Source organism: Chitinophaga fulva (assembly GCF_012927205.1).
Taxonomy (GTDB): domain Bacteria; phylum Bacteroidota; class Bacteroidia; order Chitinophagales; family Chitinophagaceae; genus Chitinophaga; species Chitinophaga fulva.
In genome coordinates, this window is sequence record NZ_JABBGC010000001.1 from 3,255,885 (window position 1) to 3,274,902 (window position 19,018).

The following is a 19,018-nucleotide window of genomic DNA, read 5'->3' on the forward strand; positions in this document are numbered from 1 at the left end:
CCAGTTCCATAAACTAAAGCCTCAGGCCACGACAACAAAAATCCCTCCTATCCATGGTGTTGCTTTTAATGAAAGCGAACTATCCACTACCATTCCTCCGATAAACGAGCCGGCAGCAGCGCCTATATTGAATGCGGAAACACTTAATGCGGAAGCAATACCACCACTTCCGGGAAATTTGCTTTCTGAAAATTTCACTGCCAGTAACTGTAATGCAGGAACGTTGCTGTAGGCAAAAAAACCGAACAGCAATAACGCGACGATAATAACCGATTGGCTCATCATCACAAACGACAAAATGAATAAGATAATGGCGTGAAAAAGGAAAAGGAAAACCAGCACTTTTGATGGTCTATGGTTGGAAATATGTCCGCCAACGATATTGCCCAATGCCACACCTATGCCAAAAACCAGTAGTATATAATTGATGGTGCCCAATGAAAACCCTGTGATGTTTTCCAATACTGGTGACAAGTAGGTGAATAGTACAAAAGTGCCTGTATAGGCGAAGATGTTGGCCAAAAGTACAATCAATACAGCACGGTTTTTTAATACTTTGGGCAGGTCTTTCAGTTTCAGCGTATCAGTGGGTTTAGGCTGTTTAGGAATGGAAAAGCTTAAAACAATCAAAGCTGCCAATCCCCAGACTATAATTGCCAAAAATGTCATTTTCCACCCATAACTTGAACCGATGTATGTACCTAACGGCACCCCGACGACTGTTGAAATCATCAGCCCTGCAAATACTAAAGCGATGGTGGTCGCCTTCCGGTTTGGTGAGACCATATTGCCTGCTATTACGACCGCATAGGCGAAAAATACGCCGTGCGTGGTTCCTGTAATGACGCGACTGATTTGCAATAGCAAAATATTATTGGCAAAGAAAGCGATAGCGTTTCCTGTAATGAAAACCGCAATGGTAACCAGTAACAATTTTCTATGGTCGGTTTTGCCTGTCAACGCTGTAAATACAGGGCCGCCGATGGCGACACCCAAAGCATATAACGTAACCAATGTGCCCGTAGAGGAAATAGAAATGGCCAAATCATTGGCGATAGCAGGCAGTAAACCTACGAGTACGAACTCCGTTGTACCGATAGCAAAAGCACAAAAAGTTAATGACCAAATAGCAAATGGAATTTTGGAGGATGATGGCTGTCCTGTCATTGTAGAAGAATTTTTGCAAAATTCTCCTTAAGGACCAGGGTGGGGAAGGATATATGTCACAAAATGGACGTGATAAATATCACGGCTGTTGGGACGTTAGCCGGCTCAGTGTTTCCCTTGTAATGCCTAAATAAGAGGCGATCAGGCTTTTCGGTACCCGTTGCAATAAGCCGGGATATTGCTGTTGTAAATATTCGTAACGTTCTTTTGCATTAAAGCTGATGAGCGACAGGATGCGGTTTTGGGAGGCGATATAACCTGCGGTTGTTTTCCTGCGAAAAAAATATTCCATTTTACGCATTTCGGTGCAGAGCTTTTCCCGGTTTTCCAGAGAGATAGCCAGCGTTTTGCTGTCCTCCAGGCAATCTACGTTCAGGGTTGACTTTGTTTGGTTGTGAAAAGCCTGAGGGTCGGAGATCCACCAGTTTTCAGTTGCAAAGAGTACAATGTGGGCTTTGCCTTTGTCATCTATGCTCCATGATTTCAGCAGGCCGCTTAACACGAAGTAATCGTTCCTGACATAATCGCCTTCCTGAATAACATATTGGTTCTTCAAAAATTCTCTGTAAGTGAAATGTGACAAAACGTGTTCGAATTCTTCGTCCGTCAGTGTTACGATTTCTTCGATATGCTGCCTTAGTTTTTCGCTCATTTTCGACGTCAGGGAAGTTTATATATGCTTCAAATTTACAAATTATTATATGCTGTGTGCGTTTTAAAATGGCAAATTCATCCAAACCTTGCCACCAGAAAATGTCCCTTGAACATACCACTGTGTGGAAAATAATGCCCATGCCAGGCACCTGTTATTACGCCGTCAAAAAGAGTGTATAGCGGCACTTCACCTTTACTTGTCTTCCAAATCGCTTTCGGTGTGCATAGCGCAAACCCAACCTCCATTTTCTTTTATCCAGGTTGATGTACAGGCGCATTTCATTACCTGTCCATCGTAGTCCAGTTCAATCAGATAGCCAATCATCGCATGGTCCTCGCCGGTTTGTACCTGTTCGTCGGAAGTGCTTTTTACCTTCATGGTTTTGTTGCTACCCTGCTCGAACATTTTTTTGAAACTGGACTCGTCAATGCTCGCCACACCTCGCCTTCCTGCTACAATACAAGGAAACTTTGTCAGGCTCCTCATCGTTTCATAATCCTTTTTGGACATGGCGTTCCAATACTTTTTTTCGAGATCAAAAATTTCATTTTTCATAACATCTGTTTTGAATAGTAAGACAAAAATTAGGCCTGGCCGGCCATTAAGGATGTTAAAGCAAAATGGCACAGCACGGGGAAAAACTCGTTTCGCAGGTTATGTGGTTTGCACAGATAAAAAACGAGCAGATGTTGGAGTTGCGGGCAGGTATCGTAACCTCCTGAAAGTTGGCTGTCGCAAGGGACGTATCGATAGATCGTTAAAGGAAATCCGGCAGGTAAAACCAATAAAAAAAAGCCAGATGTACATCACTGTACGCCTGGCTTCTTGTCGGGATGACTGGATTCGAACCAGCGGCCTCTTCGTCCCAGATTTTATTTGATATGTATTTTAATTAATTGATAATTCATTTGTTATGAATATTTTTGAGTTTGATCATCCCAATAATCTGTCCCGTTAAACAAATGATAATTATTTGTTATGCAGTGGTGTAATTATTAAGTGGTATCAAAGGGAATAAGCGAAATAAGTAGCAGATGTTCAAAGAGGTATCCCATGTTATTTCAACTTCGATATCATGATTTGGTACTGGTGTTTTGGCAATTATTGCATTAGTATTGCCAAAGTTTTGTTTTGTTTCTAAAACAAGCTATATTCGCAATAGTTATGAAAAATCCAGATTTAATAATTTGTCTGCGAAAGTATTTAAACGGAAAGCAGGATTTTACCACCAAAGAAGTGACAGGTGTACTTCAGAAGTATCTTCCTGATTTGTCTGGCAGTACGATAGCGTGGAAGCTTAATCAACTTAAAAAAGATAAACTACTCTATCAAAAAGGTAGAGGTCTATATACCTTTGATTATAAGCCTAAATTTTCATTAGATCTCAGCTTAAAATCTAAAAGGATTTACAATCGCGTAAAAGGCATTTATGCTGGTGAAATTGTCATGTGGGATACCATCCTACTGAGTGAAATTAGTGGTGAGGAGATCTCCAAGTATTGGATATTCCTTGCTCTCAATAAGGATGATTTGGACTTCTTATTCGGTGAAATGCTCTCCTTTAGTAAAAAGGTTTATCTACAACCGGACAAGGAAACTACTGCCAGATACCTTCTTCCTCAGGATGAAGCGATTATTCTCATTTCTTTGATCTCTGAGACTCCAACGGAGCGGTCAGGCGACTACTTGTCTCCCACCATTGAAGGTGTATTGGTCAATGCATGGTTTGAGTATGAGCAGTATTTGCAACCTATTGGATTAGACATTCATAAATTGTATGAACAGGCATTTGCCAAATATAATGTGAATAAAAGCAAACTACTACGCTATGCCGCTAGACGGGATAAGAGAAAAGAAATTAACGAACTATTAAACACTTTGGAATAATGATAACAGATGAATTGGTAGAAGACGATATTGTTTTGGAAGACAACCAGTTGGTATGTATCCTCACTGGTGAAGTCAAAAAGGCAAAACCACAGGAAGGTAATCTGCAATCAGTAATTCTGATGCTTAATGAAGAGTATGGTTTTGATCTTGCCGACATGGAGCGTGATTTTACCATCCAATACACCGATGCCGATACTGGAAAGTCAAAAAAGCAAAAGGTCGAGCTGGTTGTATTTGAAAAAGGTAAACCGCATGGGAAGGATTTCATCATCCGCATCTGCGTAGTTCAGGATGATAAAGTGAAAGATACTGATAAGAAGAAGGGGGTAAAACCCACATTGGAAAACGCCATGGGGGCGGTGGTAAGCTGTGAGTTTGGTCTTTGGGCAAATGGCTCCAGCTATCATTACTTGCAGAAGGAAGATGATGCCATGGGCTTTGACTATGAGTTTGTAGATCTTTCCGATTTTCCTGGAGAGGGGGAAACACTTGATGATCTTGACAGAGCAGATCGTTCCTCAAGTAAGAAGCCTGCCAATGACTCGCTAATTAAGGTTTTCAAGCGTTCTCACGACTATATTTATGGCAATGAAGGACGTAAGAAGGACGCCTTTTGGCAATTGTTAAACCTGATCTTCTGTAAACTATATGATGAGAAACGCAGGTTCATGCTCTCTGAAGATAGCTATCGCAGAAAGTTTTGGGTTGGCGTAAAAGAACAAAATACAGAAGAAGGACGTAAAGCGGTAGCTAAACGAATTAAAGGTCTTTTCAAAGAACTGAAGGGTGATGGAATATTTTCAGAAGTCTTTGACGGAAATGAAGCTATTGGCTTAACGGATAAAGGAATTGCCTTCATTGCCGGAGAGCTTTCCAAATATTCCTTCCTGGATGCCTCCGTGGATGTGAAAGGTATGGCTTATGAAACGATTGTAAGCAACACACTGAAACAGGCAGCTGGTCAATTCTTCACACCAAGGAACATTATCAAAGCAATGGTAGAGATGATGAATCCGACAGAAAATGATCGAGTGCTTGACCCTGCGTGTGGATCGGGGGGCTTTTTGGTTATGGTCCTTGACCATGTTAGAAAACAAATTGCCGCTGAGTTATATCCGGATTTAGACGGACCATTACTGGCGGAGAAGTTCAATTCTGTGGAAGTGAGCCAGCGAGTTAAGTTGTATGCTGAGAGAAGCATTTTTGGCTTTGATTTTGACCCTGACCTGAAAAAAGCCGCTAGAATGAACATGGTGATGGCGGGGGATGGACATGCAAATATCTTTCATGTCAACTCCCTGGCTTACCCAAATTGGGAACATCCCACAGAGATTGAAAAAATTCAGGCTGCAATTGGGAACAGCCTGTTAGAGATGAAGGATATTGAAAGTAGCTTTGGTAATGATGCACGTGAAAAATTCGACATCATTTTCACCAATCCTCCATTTGGGGCGAAAGTAAAAGTAGAACCGGAAATTGCCAGCGGGTATTACTTGTCCAAATACAGTGATGCCCCGGAAGTATTGTTCATTGAAACTTGTTACAACTTCCTAAAACCTGGTGGCAAAGTAGCCATCGTATTACCTGATGGAATACTTGGAAATCCCAACACGCTCCCTGTCCGGGAGTGGATACTGGACAAATTCAAAATACTTGCTTCCGTTGACTTAGCTGTGGAGGCATTTTTACCGCAGGTGGGTGTTCAGGCATCTTTGCTCTTCCTGCAACGAAAAACGGAATTAGAAAGACAACTTGCTCAGAATAGTGCGGAAGACTATGAAGTTTTCATGGCTATTGCCGAAAGGTTGGGCAAAGATCGGAGGGGTAACCCTATTTATGTTCGTGACCAAGATGGGGCAGAGATTCTTTTTGATACGGAAACCCAATACGTGGTTCATAAAAAGGGGGGATCGATTGATGTGAGAATTAGAAGGGAAAAATCAAAACAGCTGGATGATGATCTTCCAAAGGTTACAAAAGAATATTTGAAATTTTTGAATGGAGGCTTATGATCACTGGTAGTATAAAATTACATAGCATTGATAAAGATTTACGGTTTAATGGGGCATACTTTTTAAACAAAGATGCGCTTAATAGCCGTGTTTTGGAGGAGAATATCGACGGCTGTTCTAGATTAGGAGATCTGGCAAAAGTTTGGAACCCTCAAATATTCAAAAGACAGTTCTGCCTACCAGGTATTAATGCTGTGCCTTATTGCCAAAGTAGTGATGTATCAAACACACTTGAAGGTAGTGAGATTTACGTAAATAAATTTCAAGCGGATAAGGTAGGATCAATAGTGGAGGAAAAACAAATTCTGATTACTGGCTTTGGTACCATCGGAAACATTCGTCTGGTAAATGAGCTCAGTAAAGGAATGTGTTATGCTAATAACGTGTGTAGAGTTGAAGCGAATTTTGATATCCCTTATGGGTATTTGTATGCAGTTCTCCTCTCAAAATATGGTCGTTCTCAATTAAATAAAAACGCTTCTGGTTCTGTAGTAAGATATATTGAAGCCCCTGGAATAAAGAAGACCCTTATTCCCAAACTTACTCCGAGAATTCAAAAACAAGTCCACGAGTATGTTGTTGAGGCATCTGCTTTAAGAGTAGATGCAAATAACTTCCTTCGAGATGTACAAGTTAAATTAAAGAATAAAGCCGGCTTAAAAACACTTTCAACATCTGACTATGAATACTTCGGTAGTCACAGTAATAATAGAAGAGTGTCCGTCTTTAAGAAGAAATTTAATGAAATATCATCTTTATCAATTAACGCATTTAACTATTCAAAGCGGATTGAATGTCTTGAAAACGAAATTAAGGAGAGTGAATATAAACTCCTATCAGCATGTTTAGATGAGAATCTGTTTTTTTCAAGTGGATCATTTAAAAGGCTGGAGCTTAGTTCTCCAAATTCTATCCGATTATTAAATCAATCAGATATTTTCAATTTAAGAAAGCAGGGCAAGTTGCTCGCCAATCTCTATGCTAAATCTGATAGGCTGGTTGAGTACGGTGAAGTCTTAATAGCAGGTGTTGGAACACTTGGAGAAGGTGAAACTTTTTGCAGAACAATATTCGCCAGTGAAGAACTGGAAGGGCAATTGATTTCAGGTGAGTTTATACGCATGAAAACAAATGACAAAGTTCCATCAGGTTATCTTTATGCGTGGTTGGCATCCGATTACGGTTTTCGGCTTATTCGGAAAACACAAACAGGAACAAAGCTTTGTAGGCCAATCCAGGAGCTGCTTAAAAATATTCCTGTCCCAATTATCGATGAGGAAGAAATGCTAAAAATTGATCGCCAGGTCAAAAAAGCGCATACCATGCTATATGAGGCATTAAATGCGGAAAACAAAGCAATCGAATTAGTAGAAAACGAAATTGAATCATGGCAAAAATCATAGTACCACCTTATTTTGAGTCGGTTGTGAATGCCGGAGAAAGGCGTTTGCTGAATTACTTGCAGGTAAACCTGCCAGATAGCTTTTATCTGGTACCTAATGTGGAACTTGCCTCCACCAATCCACGAAACAACCGGACACAATATTGGGAATATGATTTATTGATAGTCGCCCCGCATGCCATTTACAATATCGAGAACAAGGACTGGAAAGGACGAATCGAAGGAGACGATAACTACTGGTATGTCAATGACCGTCAGCGTCAGAACCCTTTAAAAACAGGAAGACAGAAAACGGCGATTTTAGCCTCCAAATTGAAGGAGTACGAGCCTGCCTGGGCAAGGGCGTGGGTGCAGAATATGGTTACCCTGTCTTATCCCAATACTTATGCTCCTTCTCTTTTGCAGGAATCTACCAAGCTCACTTTTCAGCTAAATGAAAGGCTGATCAATTATCTGACAGATCCTGAGCAAATTGGTAAATTAGAAAATGACATTGTTGATATTTATGAGGAGATCGTTAAATATCTTGATGGAAGCCAGAGCCAAAAAGCCCCGGACGAGAAACGGGAGGTAGAAGGTTATGAAATCATAGAAATACTTCAGCAGGAACCTAACTTCAAAGAGTATCTGGTAAAGCCCAAAGGAGTTACCACCGCTATCCGCAAAAGGGTCAAAGAGTATGCGCTACAGGTGGCTGGCCTTTCCCTGGCTGAGCTGATCAACCGGGAGGAGGTCATTAAGAATCAATACAAAGCCCTCCACAAGATCAAGGCGAAACCTTTTATTCTGAACGTGGAGTTCAAAATTGATGATGAAAACCATCTGTTTTATGAAATCTCTGATTTTTTAGATGAAAATTCTCTACGGGTAGAGGCCAGATCCAAGACCTTCACCTTTCAGGAAAAGCTGAGTATTATTCGGAATGTGATGGCCGCGTTGAAAGAAGCTCACAAAGAGAATATCTTTCATAGGGACATTAACCCGGATAACATATATATGAGCAGTGGTTACGCCTACCTGGGCAATTTCGGGAAGTCTTACTTTACCGATCATAACCAACAGGGCTATACGGTGATGGCCACTATCAATGAGTCCAATGCCACCCCTTACCACCCTTTGGAATTGATCGTAGGTGATGCCTCACGCGCCTCTGATATTTACTCGCTTGGTGTACTTATTTACTGGCTTTTTACAGGAGATGAACCTTTCAGGAACCCCTATGATCTTGATAGAATGGGTGGGAGACTACCAATAGATAAGTTGCCTACTACACGCAATAAAGCACTGCCGAAATGGTTGGATGAACTATGTCAAAAAACCATACTGACGGATGACCTAAAAAGGATGGATAGCATTGAGGAACTTGAACAGTTTATAGAAGATGCTCTCCGGGAAAATGATAGTGAGATTATCCGATCCAGGCGAATTACCCCAACACCGGCCACGCCATCTGCTGATATCTGCGAGCTAAAAGTTGGAGACAAGATCGGAGATTATGTTATCCATCAGATGCTTGGCAAAGGCGGTTATTCCAGAGTTTTCAAAGTAAAACACCAGCTCCAGGGCAAATACTATGCTTTGAAGCTCTTCCATGAAAGCGTAAACGCCAGTTCGGTTATAGATGAGTACAATGCTTTGGTAGGGTTAGCGCATCACAATATTGTCAAATTTGTTTGGAATGGAGAAACACCTAACGGACAGTTTTATACCTTAATGGAGTTTTTGGAAGGTGAAAACCTCAGCACCTATTCTAGAACGGATGCAAAGCTTCCGATATACCGGGTATATCAGCTCGCCAAAGATATACTCAGTGCTTTGGTTTCCATGCAAAGCCTAGATAAACCCATTCTGCACCGGGATATAAAGCCTCAGAATATCATCTGGGACAAAGAGAAGCGTTTTGTACTAATTGACTTCAATGTGGCCTCATTTGTAGATGATAACCAGGATTTTGTTGGTACAAATCCTTATTTGGCACCAGACCTCATTGCAGAGGGATATAAAGTAAAATGGGATGAATCGGCAGACACATTTGCACTTGGCATTACCCTTTATGAACTGGTATGCAAACAGTATCCGTGGAGCCCTAAGAGAATGCCTGCCCTCAGCATAGATCCTACCAATTCCAAAGATGTTGAACCAAGAATCTCTGATGCTTTTGCCTTGTTTCTAAATCGGGCAATATCTCCACGTTCTGCAAACCGGTTTCCCAATGCCCAGGAAATGTTAGATGCCTTATTAGCTGTTGGTGAAGATGGTATCTTACATGAAACTCCAACAATCTCTCCTGCAATAGAAACCAGAGATGAAGGAGGGGACTTTATCAAGTACATCAATTCACTATACAGTCAGTCTAAAGGTGGAAACTTTGGTACACGGGCCAGTGAACATATCAGTGAGTATGACCGGTTAACCTATACTCCTTCTAAATTGGATAAGAAATTACTGCCTGACATCCTTGATGGTAAATATAAACTCCTGATTATAACCGGAAATGCAGGTGATGGAAAAACTGCTTTCATCAAACGTGTTGAACGCGATCATTCGATAGAAGACCTGGATACCCACAAACATAAGAATGGAGCGAGGTTTAAGATCAGCGGTGTTCAGTTTGAGAGCAACTACGATGGTTCTCAGGACGAAGATCAACGGGCGAATAATGATGTGCTGGAGCGCTTTTTTGAGCCATTTGAAGGTTTGTCCAATTACAATGATGCTAAAGAAGGACGTATCATTGCCATTAATGAAGGACGTTTGGTAGAGTTCTTAAAAATAACCGGCAAACACAAATCCCTTCATGATACTATTGAAAATTACTTCTACAATGAAGGACATCATGATCTTCCTCCCGGACTGATGATTATCAACCTTAATTTAAGGTCGGTGGCTGCCCTGGATAATCAGGAGTCCAGTCTTTTCAGAAGTCAGGTGAAAGCCCTGACGCAAAAAGAGCTATGGACAAAATGTGCGGCCTGTCCTCTTGCAGGCAAATGTTTTATCAGGTATAATGTATACTCCTTTAACGATACAGCATCCGGAGAAGAAATAATTACCCGCATGGAATGGTTGTTAAGAACGGCCAGCCTCAAAAGAGAGCTGCATATCACGATGCGTGATTTGCGTTCATTTATTGCATATGTACTCACCAGAGACCATGAATGCTCAGATATTGGACAATTGGTGAGGGAAAGCCAGCTTCAACCGGAAAATTATTGGCAGTATTATTATTTCAATATAACCAATCCATCTGTTGACTCGGGTAGCCAGGACCGATTAATAAAACTACTGAGGGAAACTGATATTGGTGAGGTAACAATACCGGATAAAGACCGAGATCTGTTCTTCGGCCAGCATGAGCCGAGTGAATATTTGGAGTTTTCTGATCGTGAATATACGCTGATTGATGAGTTTAACAACAATAAAATATGGGTACCGGCACATGAGCAAAACGACTCATTGATTAAAAGAATCAGGATCATCCAGAAAGTATTCATCAGACATCAGTACTTTGAAGGTAAATCACAATTGTTATCGGTAGAAAATGGATATATACCAACGCCTACCGAATCGGAAGAGGTCATGCTTCCTTCCTATCTTCTACGTCTGCCATACCAATCGGTATTTAAATTTGTGAGTGTACTCTCTAAAGAAGATGAAGGCGCGAATACCAAAGTCAGTATATCAAGGGCTATATCCTTAAATGAAGGATGTGATAATCCGGGGATAGATAAAGACCATCTTGTACTAGCTTCAACAGATATTCGAGATCCATACAGTAAGTCCTTCAGACTATTTAACCTCAATGATTTTGAGCTGTTTGTAAACAGAACTGATCATTTGGTAAAGTACTTGGAATATGAATCCGATAGCTTAACCTTCAGACATAAAAAAGAAAAACATATCAAGCTTATCATCTCACTGGACCTGTACGAAATGTTATACTTCATACAACAAGGATTTAGCCCGTCGCTCAATGATTTGAGAGGTAAGTTCATAGAATTGATCATTTTCAAGAATTTGCTGGAAAATCTTATCTATACAGAAGTAGTGGTGACAAGCGATAATTTGAAATTTTATAAAATCAGGAAAGACGAACAAAATCGCCTTTCCTTTGAACCCTTGCAAGTATAGCTATGGCCATTAAATTAAATAAAGAGGAAAGCCTTTTCCGTAATGAGTTGATATTTACGGTGGACGCCAAGGCTGTAAACATAGACAACACACTTGTTAACTTGTTTATGCTTTTGAAGCATAATGGCATGCGTCCTAAACAAAGAGCAAGACCTGATTCTAATTCCTTTATCAACCTGGAAACCCTGAAAAAGGTACTTTCTAAACTGGAAAAAGAAGGCGCCATAAAAGGGTTTAATGATAATCAGGACGCTGCGGAAATGTGGTTGCGTAGCAATTTAGTCAACATGGTGCATAGGGGAAACCTTGATAAAGAGAAAATATCCTCATTAAGGCCAATTCACCTGGAAAGTTACAGGGTTCGAAATGCTGCTAATACCAGAGATTACAATACAGCTGATCAGGTTTATTTGATGCTTGGTGCTACGCCAATAGTGAGGGAGGACTTGAAAAGCTTCTTGATGGAAGGTTGGGACCAGACGACCAGTAAAATTAATTCAGGGAATTATCTTGACGTAGATAGTGTTGGCCTGTTACATATTATCAAAAATATAAACCCCGGTTTCCTTGAAAGTAGTTCTAACCTGAATCAGATCAAGCCTCTTCTGAATGAACAGGCAGAACTTTATTGTGATGATGTTCGCAGACTGCTGGTATACAAACGGCTGATTCCAAGAAATGTCTTAATAGATTATCTCAAGACCATTACATCTTTTCACCTCTCCATCTACATACAAAAGTTAATTCATAGTTTGCCACGTATGGTGGAGGAAGGTACTAGCAGCATCGGAAACGATTGGAATATTGTAGTTGATACTACAGATGATATTGAAAGTAAAATCGCCCGTATTTCAGCGGAAGATGCAGAAATCCTGAGTAACAATGTTTACGACTATATAAAGGCCACTTTTCAGATCAATGCTGCGCTGAGGAAGTTAAAGCTCGATAAAATCAACTCGGATAACCTCCGCAGAGCCCTTGAACTATTGAAAGAAAGAACGCAGGATTTCGAGATATACTTCGAAACCCAATGGGATAATCTCTGTCATACACTTGATAGAGAAGATAGAAGTATGATAGAGGAGTGGGTGAAATATGAGAATACCTATTTCGACAAATACATTGAAGCAATCATAAAAATTAGAGGAAGTTATCAATTTCGTTTTCACCGGGAATTGATTGATAACCTATGCCAGAAGAATAATGAACGGGGTTTTCTCGCTCAGGGCCGGGGACGGAAACATCCAAGGAGGTTTGTTTTGGGAACAAGATTGTTAGAGACACTGGTTCAGATTCTTGTTCTTGAATCAGACGGTTCAAATTTCCAGACGAGAACTCTCTCTATTGAAGAACTGATGCAGAACATCAGTGATCGCTACGGATTAATCATCAATGGATTAACGGAGGAACGATTTAAAGAGGCTGATCTTAATACTCACCTTGCCTTTAAAGAGAATGTGGAGGCTTTTAAGCTGAAACTTAGGCAAATAGGCTTTTACAATGACCTTAGTGATGCTTATATCCTTCAAAGAATTAGACCACGCTATGAATTAAATGTTAAGTAAATGCAGATGACAACCCAAATAAACACCTATTATCAGCGGATCATCGACCTGATTCTTGAATTATATCATGATGATTTGAGCAAAGCCATTCCTGGCCATTGCATGAAAATCACCGGACTGGGACTTGCCGAGGTAAAGTTTTTGTGGAGACAGATAAAAGAAAAGTATAGCAATATCAATACATTCATCGTAAGTGGAGACGTCCCTGCAGATGAGCGGTTTATTTCTGCTACCAAGCTCATAGAGCTAAGAAACAAACAGGACGCCCCGCTGCTTGTCCTAATACCTTCAAATAGCAGGACATCTGCGGAAGATTCTTATGGTAATGCTACCTTCAAGGAAATTTCACTGGAAGGAATTGAAGAGAAGTTGAAAGACCGCCTGATAAATGACATACCTGCTGAATATGCTGCAATCCTAAAAAATGAAATTCTCGGATATTTGAGCCTATATCAGATTGATTCAGTAAGTGTGATCAATTATCTGCTCTCACTGCAGGAAAAAAGTTATTCAAAGGAATCTGTTGGTAATCAATTGTACCTGTTGAACTTATTGCCGGATTCCGCTTTGCTCGATAAAAGTGATAAGATAAGATCGAGGCTGAATTTCAATTCAAAAAGTATTGATCTGCTGTGCTCATTCTATAAACCGCTATACGACCGTATTATAGAGCTTCCTTTAGAGCCTGACTCTCTTCAAAAGGAATTAGTAAATTTTATTAAAACAGAGAATAATGCCAGATGTGCCGCTGATATCGGCTACCTGATATACAGCAAATATACCCACCTGAACTTTGGAAAATGGCAGATTCCCGATCTCGACTTTTCTCATATTAAGCTTTATGCTAAGGAAATCAGTTCTGCTGATCTTTCTATTGAAGAAGGCCGACTCGTACTGAAAGCCAGAGCTAATTCAACCACTAAAGTTAGAGTCCGGGTTACCATGAGTCAAGATCCTAAAGACATATCCGATCTCGCTTACTTTAAGATCATTCTGATGGCTGTTAATGGTGGCGCCGGCGAGGAGATACAGATACTTCGTAAAGTTAGGAAAACCGCATCCAACCGGCCATATCGTGATATTACTGTTGATTTGAATGGGAATATTTTAGAAGAAGGTGCTTACTTCTTCAAGGTGTGGGCAGAAGATGAGCATGGTAATATTCTCAATAACGATGATGATTTCAAAGAACCCAGGATTCAGGCTGCTTGGGAGGAGGCAAAGGTCAACGACAACACTGTTTCAAAACAGTCCTTTAATTATAAGTTAACCTGCGATACAGATGATTTTGTCTATGTAGTGGAAGAAAATCCGGAGCGTGAAGAGAATCAGAGGAAAGATAAATTGAATAATGTCTTACAGGCCTACTTTAAGCTGCGGATCGATAAATTGAAATCCGGAATGGAGCCTGATGTGCCAGTACCATCAGAAACATCCAATATATGGATTACGGAACCGGGCAAGCATACTTCAACGTTTCATATTAATTATTCTGATCGGCATAATTATCAGGTTAATCTATCCTCTAAGTTGAGGTTTATAGAGGATACTATTTTAAAAAATGGAGATCACTTTGGATATGTAAAGGCAACACTGAAAAGCAATTCATCCGCCGTAGGATTTAAGAATATTGCATTTATAATAAGTGAGGTGTCTTCCATAGTCCCCAGGGATATCCTTGCATTGCGTAGCGAAATTTTCAGAAAGATAAGGCGGTCCAATAAAACTGATAATGGAGTATTAGAAACTGCAGATATATTCAACTTCACTGATATAATTCGGTCGTACCTTGAAAAAATCAACAATTGGATTGCTTCTCTCCAAAAACAAATTTTGAAAGAAGAAACGGAAGGTGCCGAAAAGTCCGGTATTCAGGATTTACTGGTTGAAATTCAGATGCTTGACCTGGTAAAAATCAGGAGCAAGCTCCCGGATGGTAAACCGGCTGAAGCTTTCTTGTTATCACCACTACATCCGTTACGGTTAGCCTGGTGGGTTCAATTAATTGATACATTTTCTGATTGGGAGAAAAGAACACACGATTATCATAGCTATAGAGATGCATGGGCTAAAGGACTATCGGATCTTTTTGAAGGGCAGCTGACACCAGAAAACAATCCATTGGTCCTGGTAGAGCCCGATACATTTAAAGCTTTTCATTACTCTGGTGAACTTGCTTATGGATGGGCACTTTATCTCGACGTGCTTACCGAAGAGTCAAAAAACGGAATGACTTCTGTTTCACGGCAGATGAAACATTATTTCCGTCAGCTTTTCAATATTACAAAGGAAAACTATGTTGAAACAGAGGTAAGCCAAAATCTGGTTGTTAGACATATCAAGAACTACCTCGCTCAGCACCCATACACGGATAAATTGATTATTAATCTTTTTAATGCGGGCGATGCAGGTGTGTTTGCAGATTCTTTGGTTGAGTTGGAAAGAGAGATAGGTTTTCAGAATATCAAGTATGAAGTCAGGATTTTCAAAGGTGATGATAAGATTATTGAACATGGCGAGGCACTGAGGACATTAATTAACCCGGAGTCTAATATTTCTGAGGAAGCGGAAGCGTTCTCGCAGCCATCAGCAAATAGGTTGTTCCCCAAAATGAGATTTTCTATCAATAGTATTTCAGATTATCTCAAGTCACCGACACAATATTCAGCACATTTGAGCTTCCTGATTGGCCCATTCTCTATTACGGTTGAATTGACTAAACCATACAAGCAGGATAGGAACTTTTACTTAAATGGGCTAATTGTTTCTCCAACAATTGCTGTTGATGACATCGGTAGTGAAATTAAATGGAACAGGTATATAAAAGGCAATGAAATATTGCCGGATTACAGCGGGTCCGGAACAATTGGGGTGAATTTGTTTGGTCGTCTACAGGCCTTTATTGCCGGCGCTTTAGCGTCCAGATTCACGGAGTCTATACCTTCCACGCAACTCCGCCTGAATGATAAGGACAAGGTTTTGCTAACCCATTTGCATGACTATTCAGATTGGGTTATTACATTCGACAAAAACCTTGGACCGCAGGTATTTGATCAACCATCTAAAGACGGGAAAATTCCGTTTCTTTTAGATTATGTTCCTGGTGAAGAGATCACAGGAATTTCATCCTATCTGACTACCAGGCCGACGTCTGAAATTCTGGGGCTTTTAGGTCCTCATTTTGAAGAATTTAATGTTGACATTCATGACCCAAAGGACGAAAAGCAAGTCAAAATACTTTTGGAAGATTTGAGGGCAGTCTCAAGTTCCCTGGTGTTACAACTCAATTCTTCTAAGAACAAAGCATTTGAAGTAATAGGTTCAGCATTCACCAAACGGGTTTTGGAAAAAAAAGGATTACTGGAAGAATCTTTCCTTATTCCAATAGATCTTCATCATAACCTTTTTGAAAATTTACCAACTGAAAGCAAAAGCCGGGCAGATAATCTATTGGTTTCCATTAATCCGGAGAGTAGAGACATTCAAATCACCGTCATTGAAGTAAAATGCAGGAGGAGTCTGGGAGTGGCTGAAACGGATGATTTGAAAACGAAAATGCGCCAGCAAATTGAAAACACAATTTTGGCGCTTCGCCTGCATTTTGACCCTGAATATCATTTGTCATTTGACCGCTTAGATCGGGAGATTAAAAATAAGGAACTGAAATCCTTGTTATGCTTTTATCTTGAAAGAGCTTATAGGTACGAATATTTGAACGAGACTGCCTATGTGGGCTATAATACATTTTTACAAACGCTTAATGCTGGATTCAAGCTCTCATTCAAACAACTCGGCCTTATCTTTAATTTCTCTGCTGAAAAGAAACACCATAAAGAGTCAATCGACGATGAACTCACCTTCTTTACTTTTGGGGGTAATCTGATTGAGCAGATTCTTGACCCTGCTTCTGATTTAAACACCAAACGCCTGGAGGATCGTGAACTGGGTATGGAATTAAGTGAAGCTATCGGAATGAATACCAGGTTAAGACCTTACATACAAAAACTTAAATCAAGAGAGCTTCATGATCAGAAGGACGAACAGGTACCAAAGCCAAACGATGAAAAACCGGATGGGGAAGATGGCGGAATAGCAAAACGGATAGAGGATCCCCTGGATAATACGCCGGGCAGCCCATCTATGACCGTTGATAGATTACAGGAACCAGACGTTCCACAGGCTGTCGATAATGATCTTGATTTACACGCCCATCCGCCGGACTATGATATTCTAATCGGGAAAAACTCAGAAAGCGACCAGTACGGCATATTGGGGGAAAGCGTCCATGGAAAGAAGATCGCCATAGATTTAAGCGAAACCAATACCATAAGTTTATTTGGAGTTCAAGGAGGTGGCAAAAGCTACACCATAGGAACAATATCAGAAATGGTATTAAAACATTTCAACAGGATAAACAAGCTCCCTTCCCCATTAGCCGGAGTCATTTTCCACTATAGTGAGAGTATGGATTATGAACCGGAGTTCACATCTATGAAACAACCGAACGACAAAGAGGCTGAACTTAAGAAACTCAAAGAAAGATATGACGCAAATCCTGATAAAATTGAAGATGTCATTATCCTGACGCCTAAAGATAAAGTTGAGGAGAGACGTGCTGAATATCCATCTATTGAGGTGAAACCAATAGCATTTAATTCAAAAGAATTAAATGTACAGGATTGGATGTTCTTGCTGGGTGCTGTCGGGAATGACTCGACCTATATAAAGCAGCTTAAAGCAATCATGAAAGAGCTACGGAAAGATTTATCACTCGATGCGATTGCTCAAGCTATAGAAGAATCGGCGCTTCTCTCAAATGCACAAAAAGCACTTGCGAGACAAAAACTGAGCTTTGCCCGTGAATACATTGATGACAAATTTACATTGCGTGAAACATTAAAGCCAGGCAGACTAATCATTGTCGACCTGCGTGATGAGTTTATTGTCAAGGATGAGGCGTTGGGATTATTTGTAATTATGCTGAACATCTTTTCTGCCGTAAAAAATGTTAACAATGCCCACTTTAATAAATTTATAGTATTTGATGAAGCGCATAAATACATGGACAATAAAGATTTGACGGGGAACATCGTAACGGCCATCAGAGAAATGCGACATAAAGGAGTGAGTATTATGATAGCCAGTCAGGACCCGCCAAGTCTACCGAACGAAATTATTGAGCTTAGTTCCATTGTACTGCTTCATAAGTTCAACAGTCCGCAATGGCTAAAGCACATTCAAAAGTCTATAACGCAATTATCATCGCTTGCACCGACAGATATGAGTTCTCTTTCGCCGGGAGAAGGTTTTTTATGGGCGACTAAAGCTACGGACAAGGGGATCTCATCCAAACCACTGAAAATTTCTACCAGACCAAGGGTAACCAGACATGGCGGTGCAACGATAAAAGCAACTGGAAAAAAATGAAAGCTTTAACAGTATCACATGCAGGTAGGCGAGGTATAAATCAAGATTTAATCCTTGAGTATGTTGCTATTGATGGCTCCTATCTTTTTGCTATAATAGATGGCATGGGAGGGTATGATAATGGAGGAATTGCTGCTGAAATAATTGAAGAAAGTATTGAAACCTACTTATCTACGATAGATACCATTGATACTTTTCATATTCAGAAGGCTATTAATAAATCAAATTTGGCAATCAGGCAACGGAAAACTGTTTTGTCTGACAATATGGGCGCAACCATTGGCGGGATCATTTTAAAGAAAAATTCCGTTTCCTATTTTTGGGTGGGGGATATCAAAATATTTCATTTCAGGGATAAGAAATTACTTTTTGAATCCATGCCGCACAGTTTAGTTAATGATTTAATAGGCAATGGTTCGATCACTGATCCTACTCAATTAGCGAAATACAGGCATGTTGTTACCCGGTCCATACAAGGAGATATTAAAACTTCTCAAGCAGAGATTAACATTGGCGCCTTTCAGGAAAAATCAGATATGGTGATAGTGTGTTCAGATGGTGTACACGATTTATACGATGGAATTCAGATTGAAAATCTTTTAACGAAGAGTAAAACTTTTGAGGATTTGTTTGAATCGATGACATCCAGGCTTTCACGTGAAGCAAGTGACAATTTTTCGCTGGGTTTGCTTTTCATGTAGGCGCTTGCCTATTGACCTTATCCAGCTGTAAAACCAATAAAAAAGCCAGATGTACATCATCTGTACGT

At 40.3% G+C, this 19,018-nt stretch carries 10 protein-coding genes; 7 read left to right on the forward strand and 3 right to left on the reverse strand.

Annotated elements, in window-relative coordinates; all coding sequences use genetic code 11:
• Positions 1 to 21 precede the first annotated feature (21 nt).
• The 3 genes from HHL17_RS13300 to HHL17_RS13310 all read right to left on the reverse strand — a co-directional run bounded on the left by HHL17_RS13300 (position 22) and on the right by HHL17_RS13310 (position 2,377).
• Positions 22 to 1,167 carry an MFS transporter gene (locus tag HHL17_RS13300; protein WP_169225196.1) on the reverse strand — a complete coding sequence of 382 codons (1,146 nt, stop codon included), beginning with the start codon at positions 1,165 to 1,167 and terminating at the stop codon, positions 22 to 24.
• Between the two features lie 79 nt (positions 1,168 to 1,246).
• Positions 1,247 to 1,819, reverse strand: coding sequence for a Crp/Fnr family transcriptional regulator (locus HHL17_RS13305; protein WP_169225197.1), 573 nt, complete (start codon positions 1,817 to 1,819; stop codon positions 1,247 to 1,249).
• 195 nt (positions 1,820 to 2,014) lie between these two features.
• Positions 2,015 to 2,377, reverse strand: coding sequence for a nuclear transport factor 2 family protein (locus tag HHL17_RS13310; protein WP_169225198.1), 363 nt, complete (start codon positions 2,375 to 2,377; stop codon positions 2,015 to 2,017).
• A 609-nt stretch (positions 2,378 to 2,986) separates the two neighbouring features.
• On the opposite strand from HHL17_RS13310, the gene HHL17_RS13315 reads away from it, so the two are divergent.
• The 7 genes from HHL17_RS13315 to HHL17_RS13345 are packed head-to-tail and all read left to right on the forward strand — an operon-like array spanning position 2,987 to position 18,950.
• Positions 2,987 to 3,709, forward strand: a complete 723-nt coding sequence (locus tag HHL17_RS13315) for a DUF6577 family protein (protein ID WP_169225199.1) — start codon at positions 2,987 to 2,989, stop codon at positions 3,707 to 3,709.
• Positions 3,709 to 5,724: a methylation-associated defense system DNA methyltransferase MAD2 gene (mads2, locus tag HHL17_RS13320; protein ID WP_169225200.1), complete on the forward strand. Its 2,016-nt coding sequence runs from the start codon at positions 3,709 to 3,711 to the stop codon at positions 5,722 to 5,724. Before HHL17_RS13315 ends, mads2 begins: the two co-directional genes overlap by 1 nt.
• On the forward strand, positions 5,721 to 7,127 hold the full coding sequence (gene mads5 / locus HHL17_RS13325; protein ID WP_169225201.1) for a methylation-associated defense system restriction endonuclease subunit S MAD5: 1,407 nt from the start codon (positions 5,721 to 5,723) through the stop codon (positions 7,125 to 7,127). Before mads2 ends, mads5 begins: the two co-directional genes overlap by 4 nt.
• On the forward strand, positions 7,112 to 11,257 hold the full coding sequence (gene mads6, locus HHL17_RS13330; protein ID WP_169225202.1) for a methylation-associated defense system protein kinase MAD6: 4,146 nt from the start codon (positions 7,112 to 7,114) through the stop codon (positions 11,255 to 11,257). Before mads5 ends, mads6 begins: the two co-directional genes overlap by 16 nt.
• A gap of 2 nt (positions 11,258 to 11,259) precedes the next feature.
• Entirely contained in the window at positions 11,260 to 12,822 is a 1,563-nt protein-coding gene (gene mads7 / locus HHL17_RS13335) for a methylation-associated defense system protein MAD7 (RefSeq protein ID WP_169225203.1), read from the forward strand.
• A complete protein-coding gene (mads8, locus tag HHL17_RS13340; protein ID WP_169225204.1) occupies positions 12,823 to 18,249 on the forward strand; it encodes a methylation-associated defense system ATP-binding protein MAD8 in 5,427 nt (1,808 codons plus the stop codon).
• Positions 18,246 to 18,950 carry a PP2C family protein-serine/threonine phosphatase gene (locus tag HHL17_RS13345; protein WP_169225205.1) on the forward strand — a complete coding sequence of 235 codons (705 nt, stop codon included), beginning with the start codon at positions 18,246 to 18,248 and terminating at the stop codon, positions 18,948 to 18,950. Before mads8 ends, HHL17_RS13345 begins: the two co-directional genes overlap by 4 nt.
• The last annotated feature ends 68 nt before the right edge of the window (positions 18,951 to 19,018 follow it).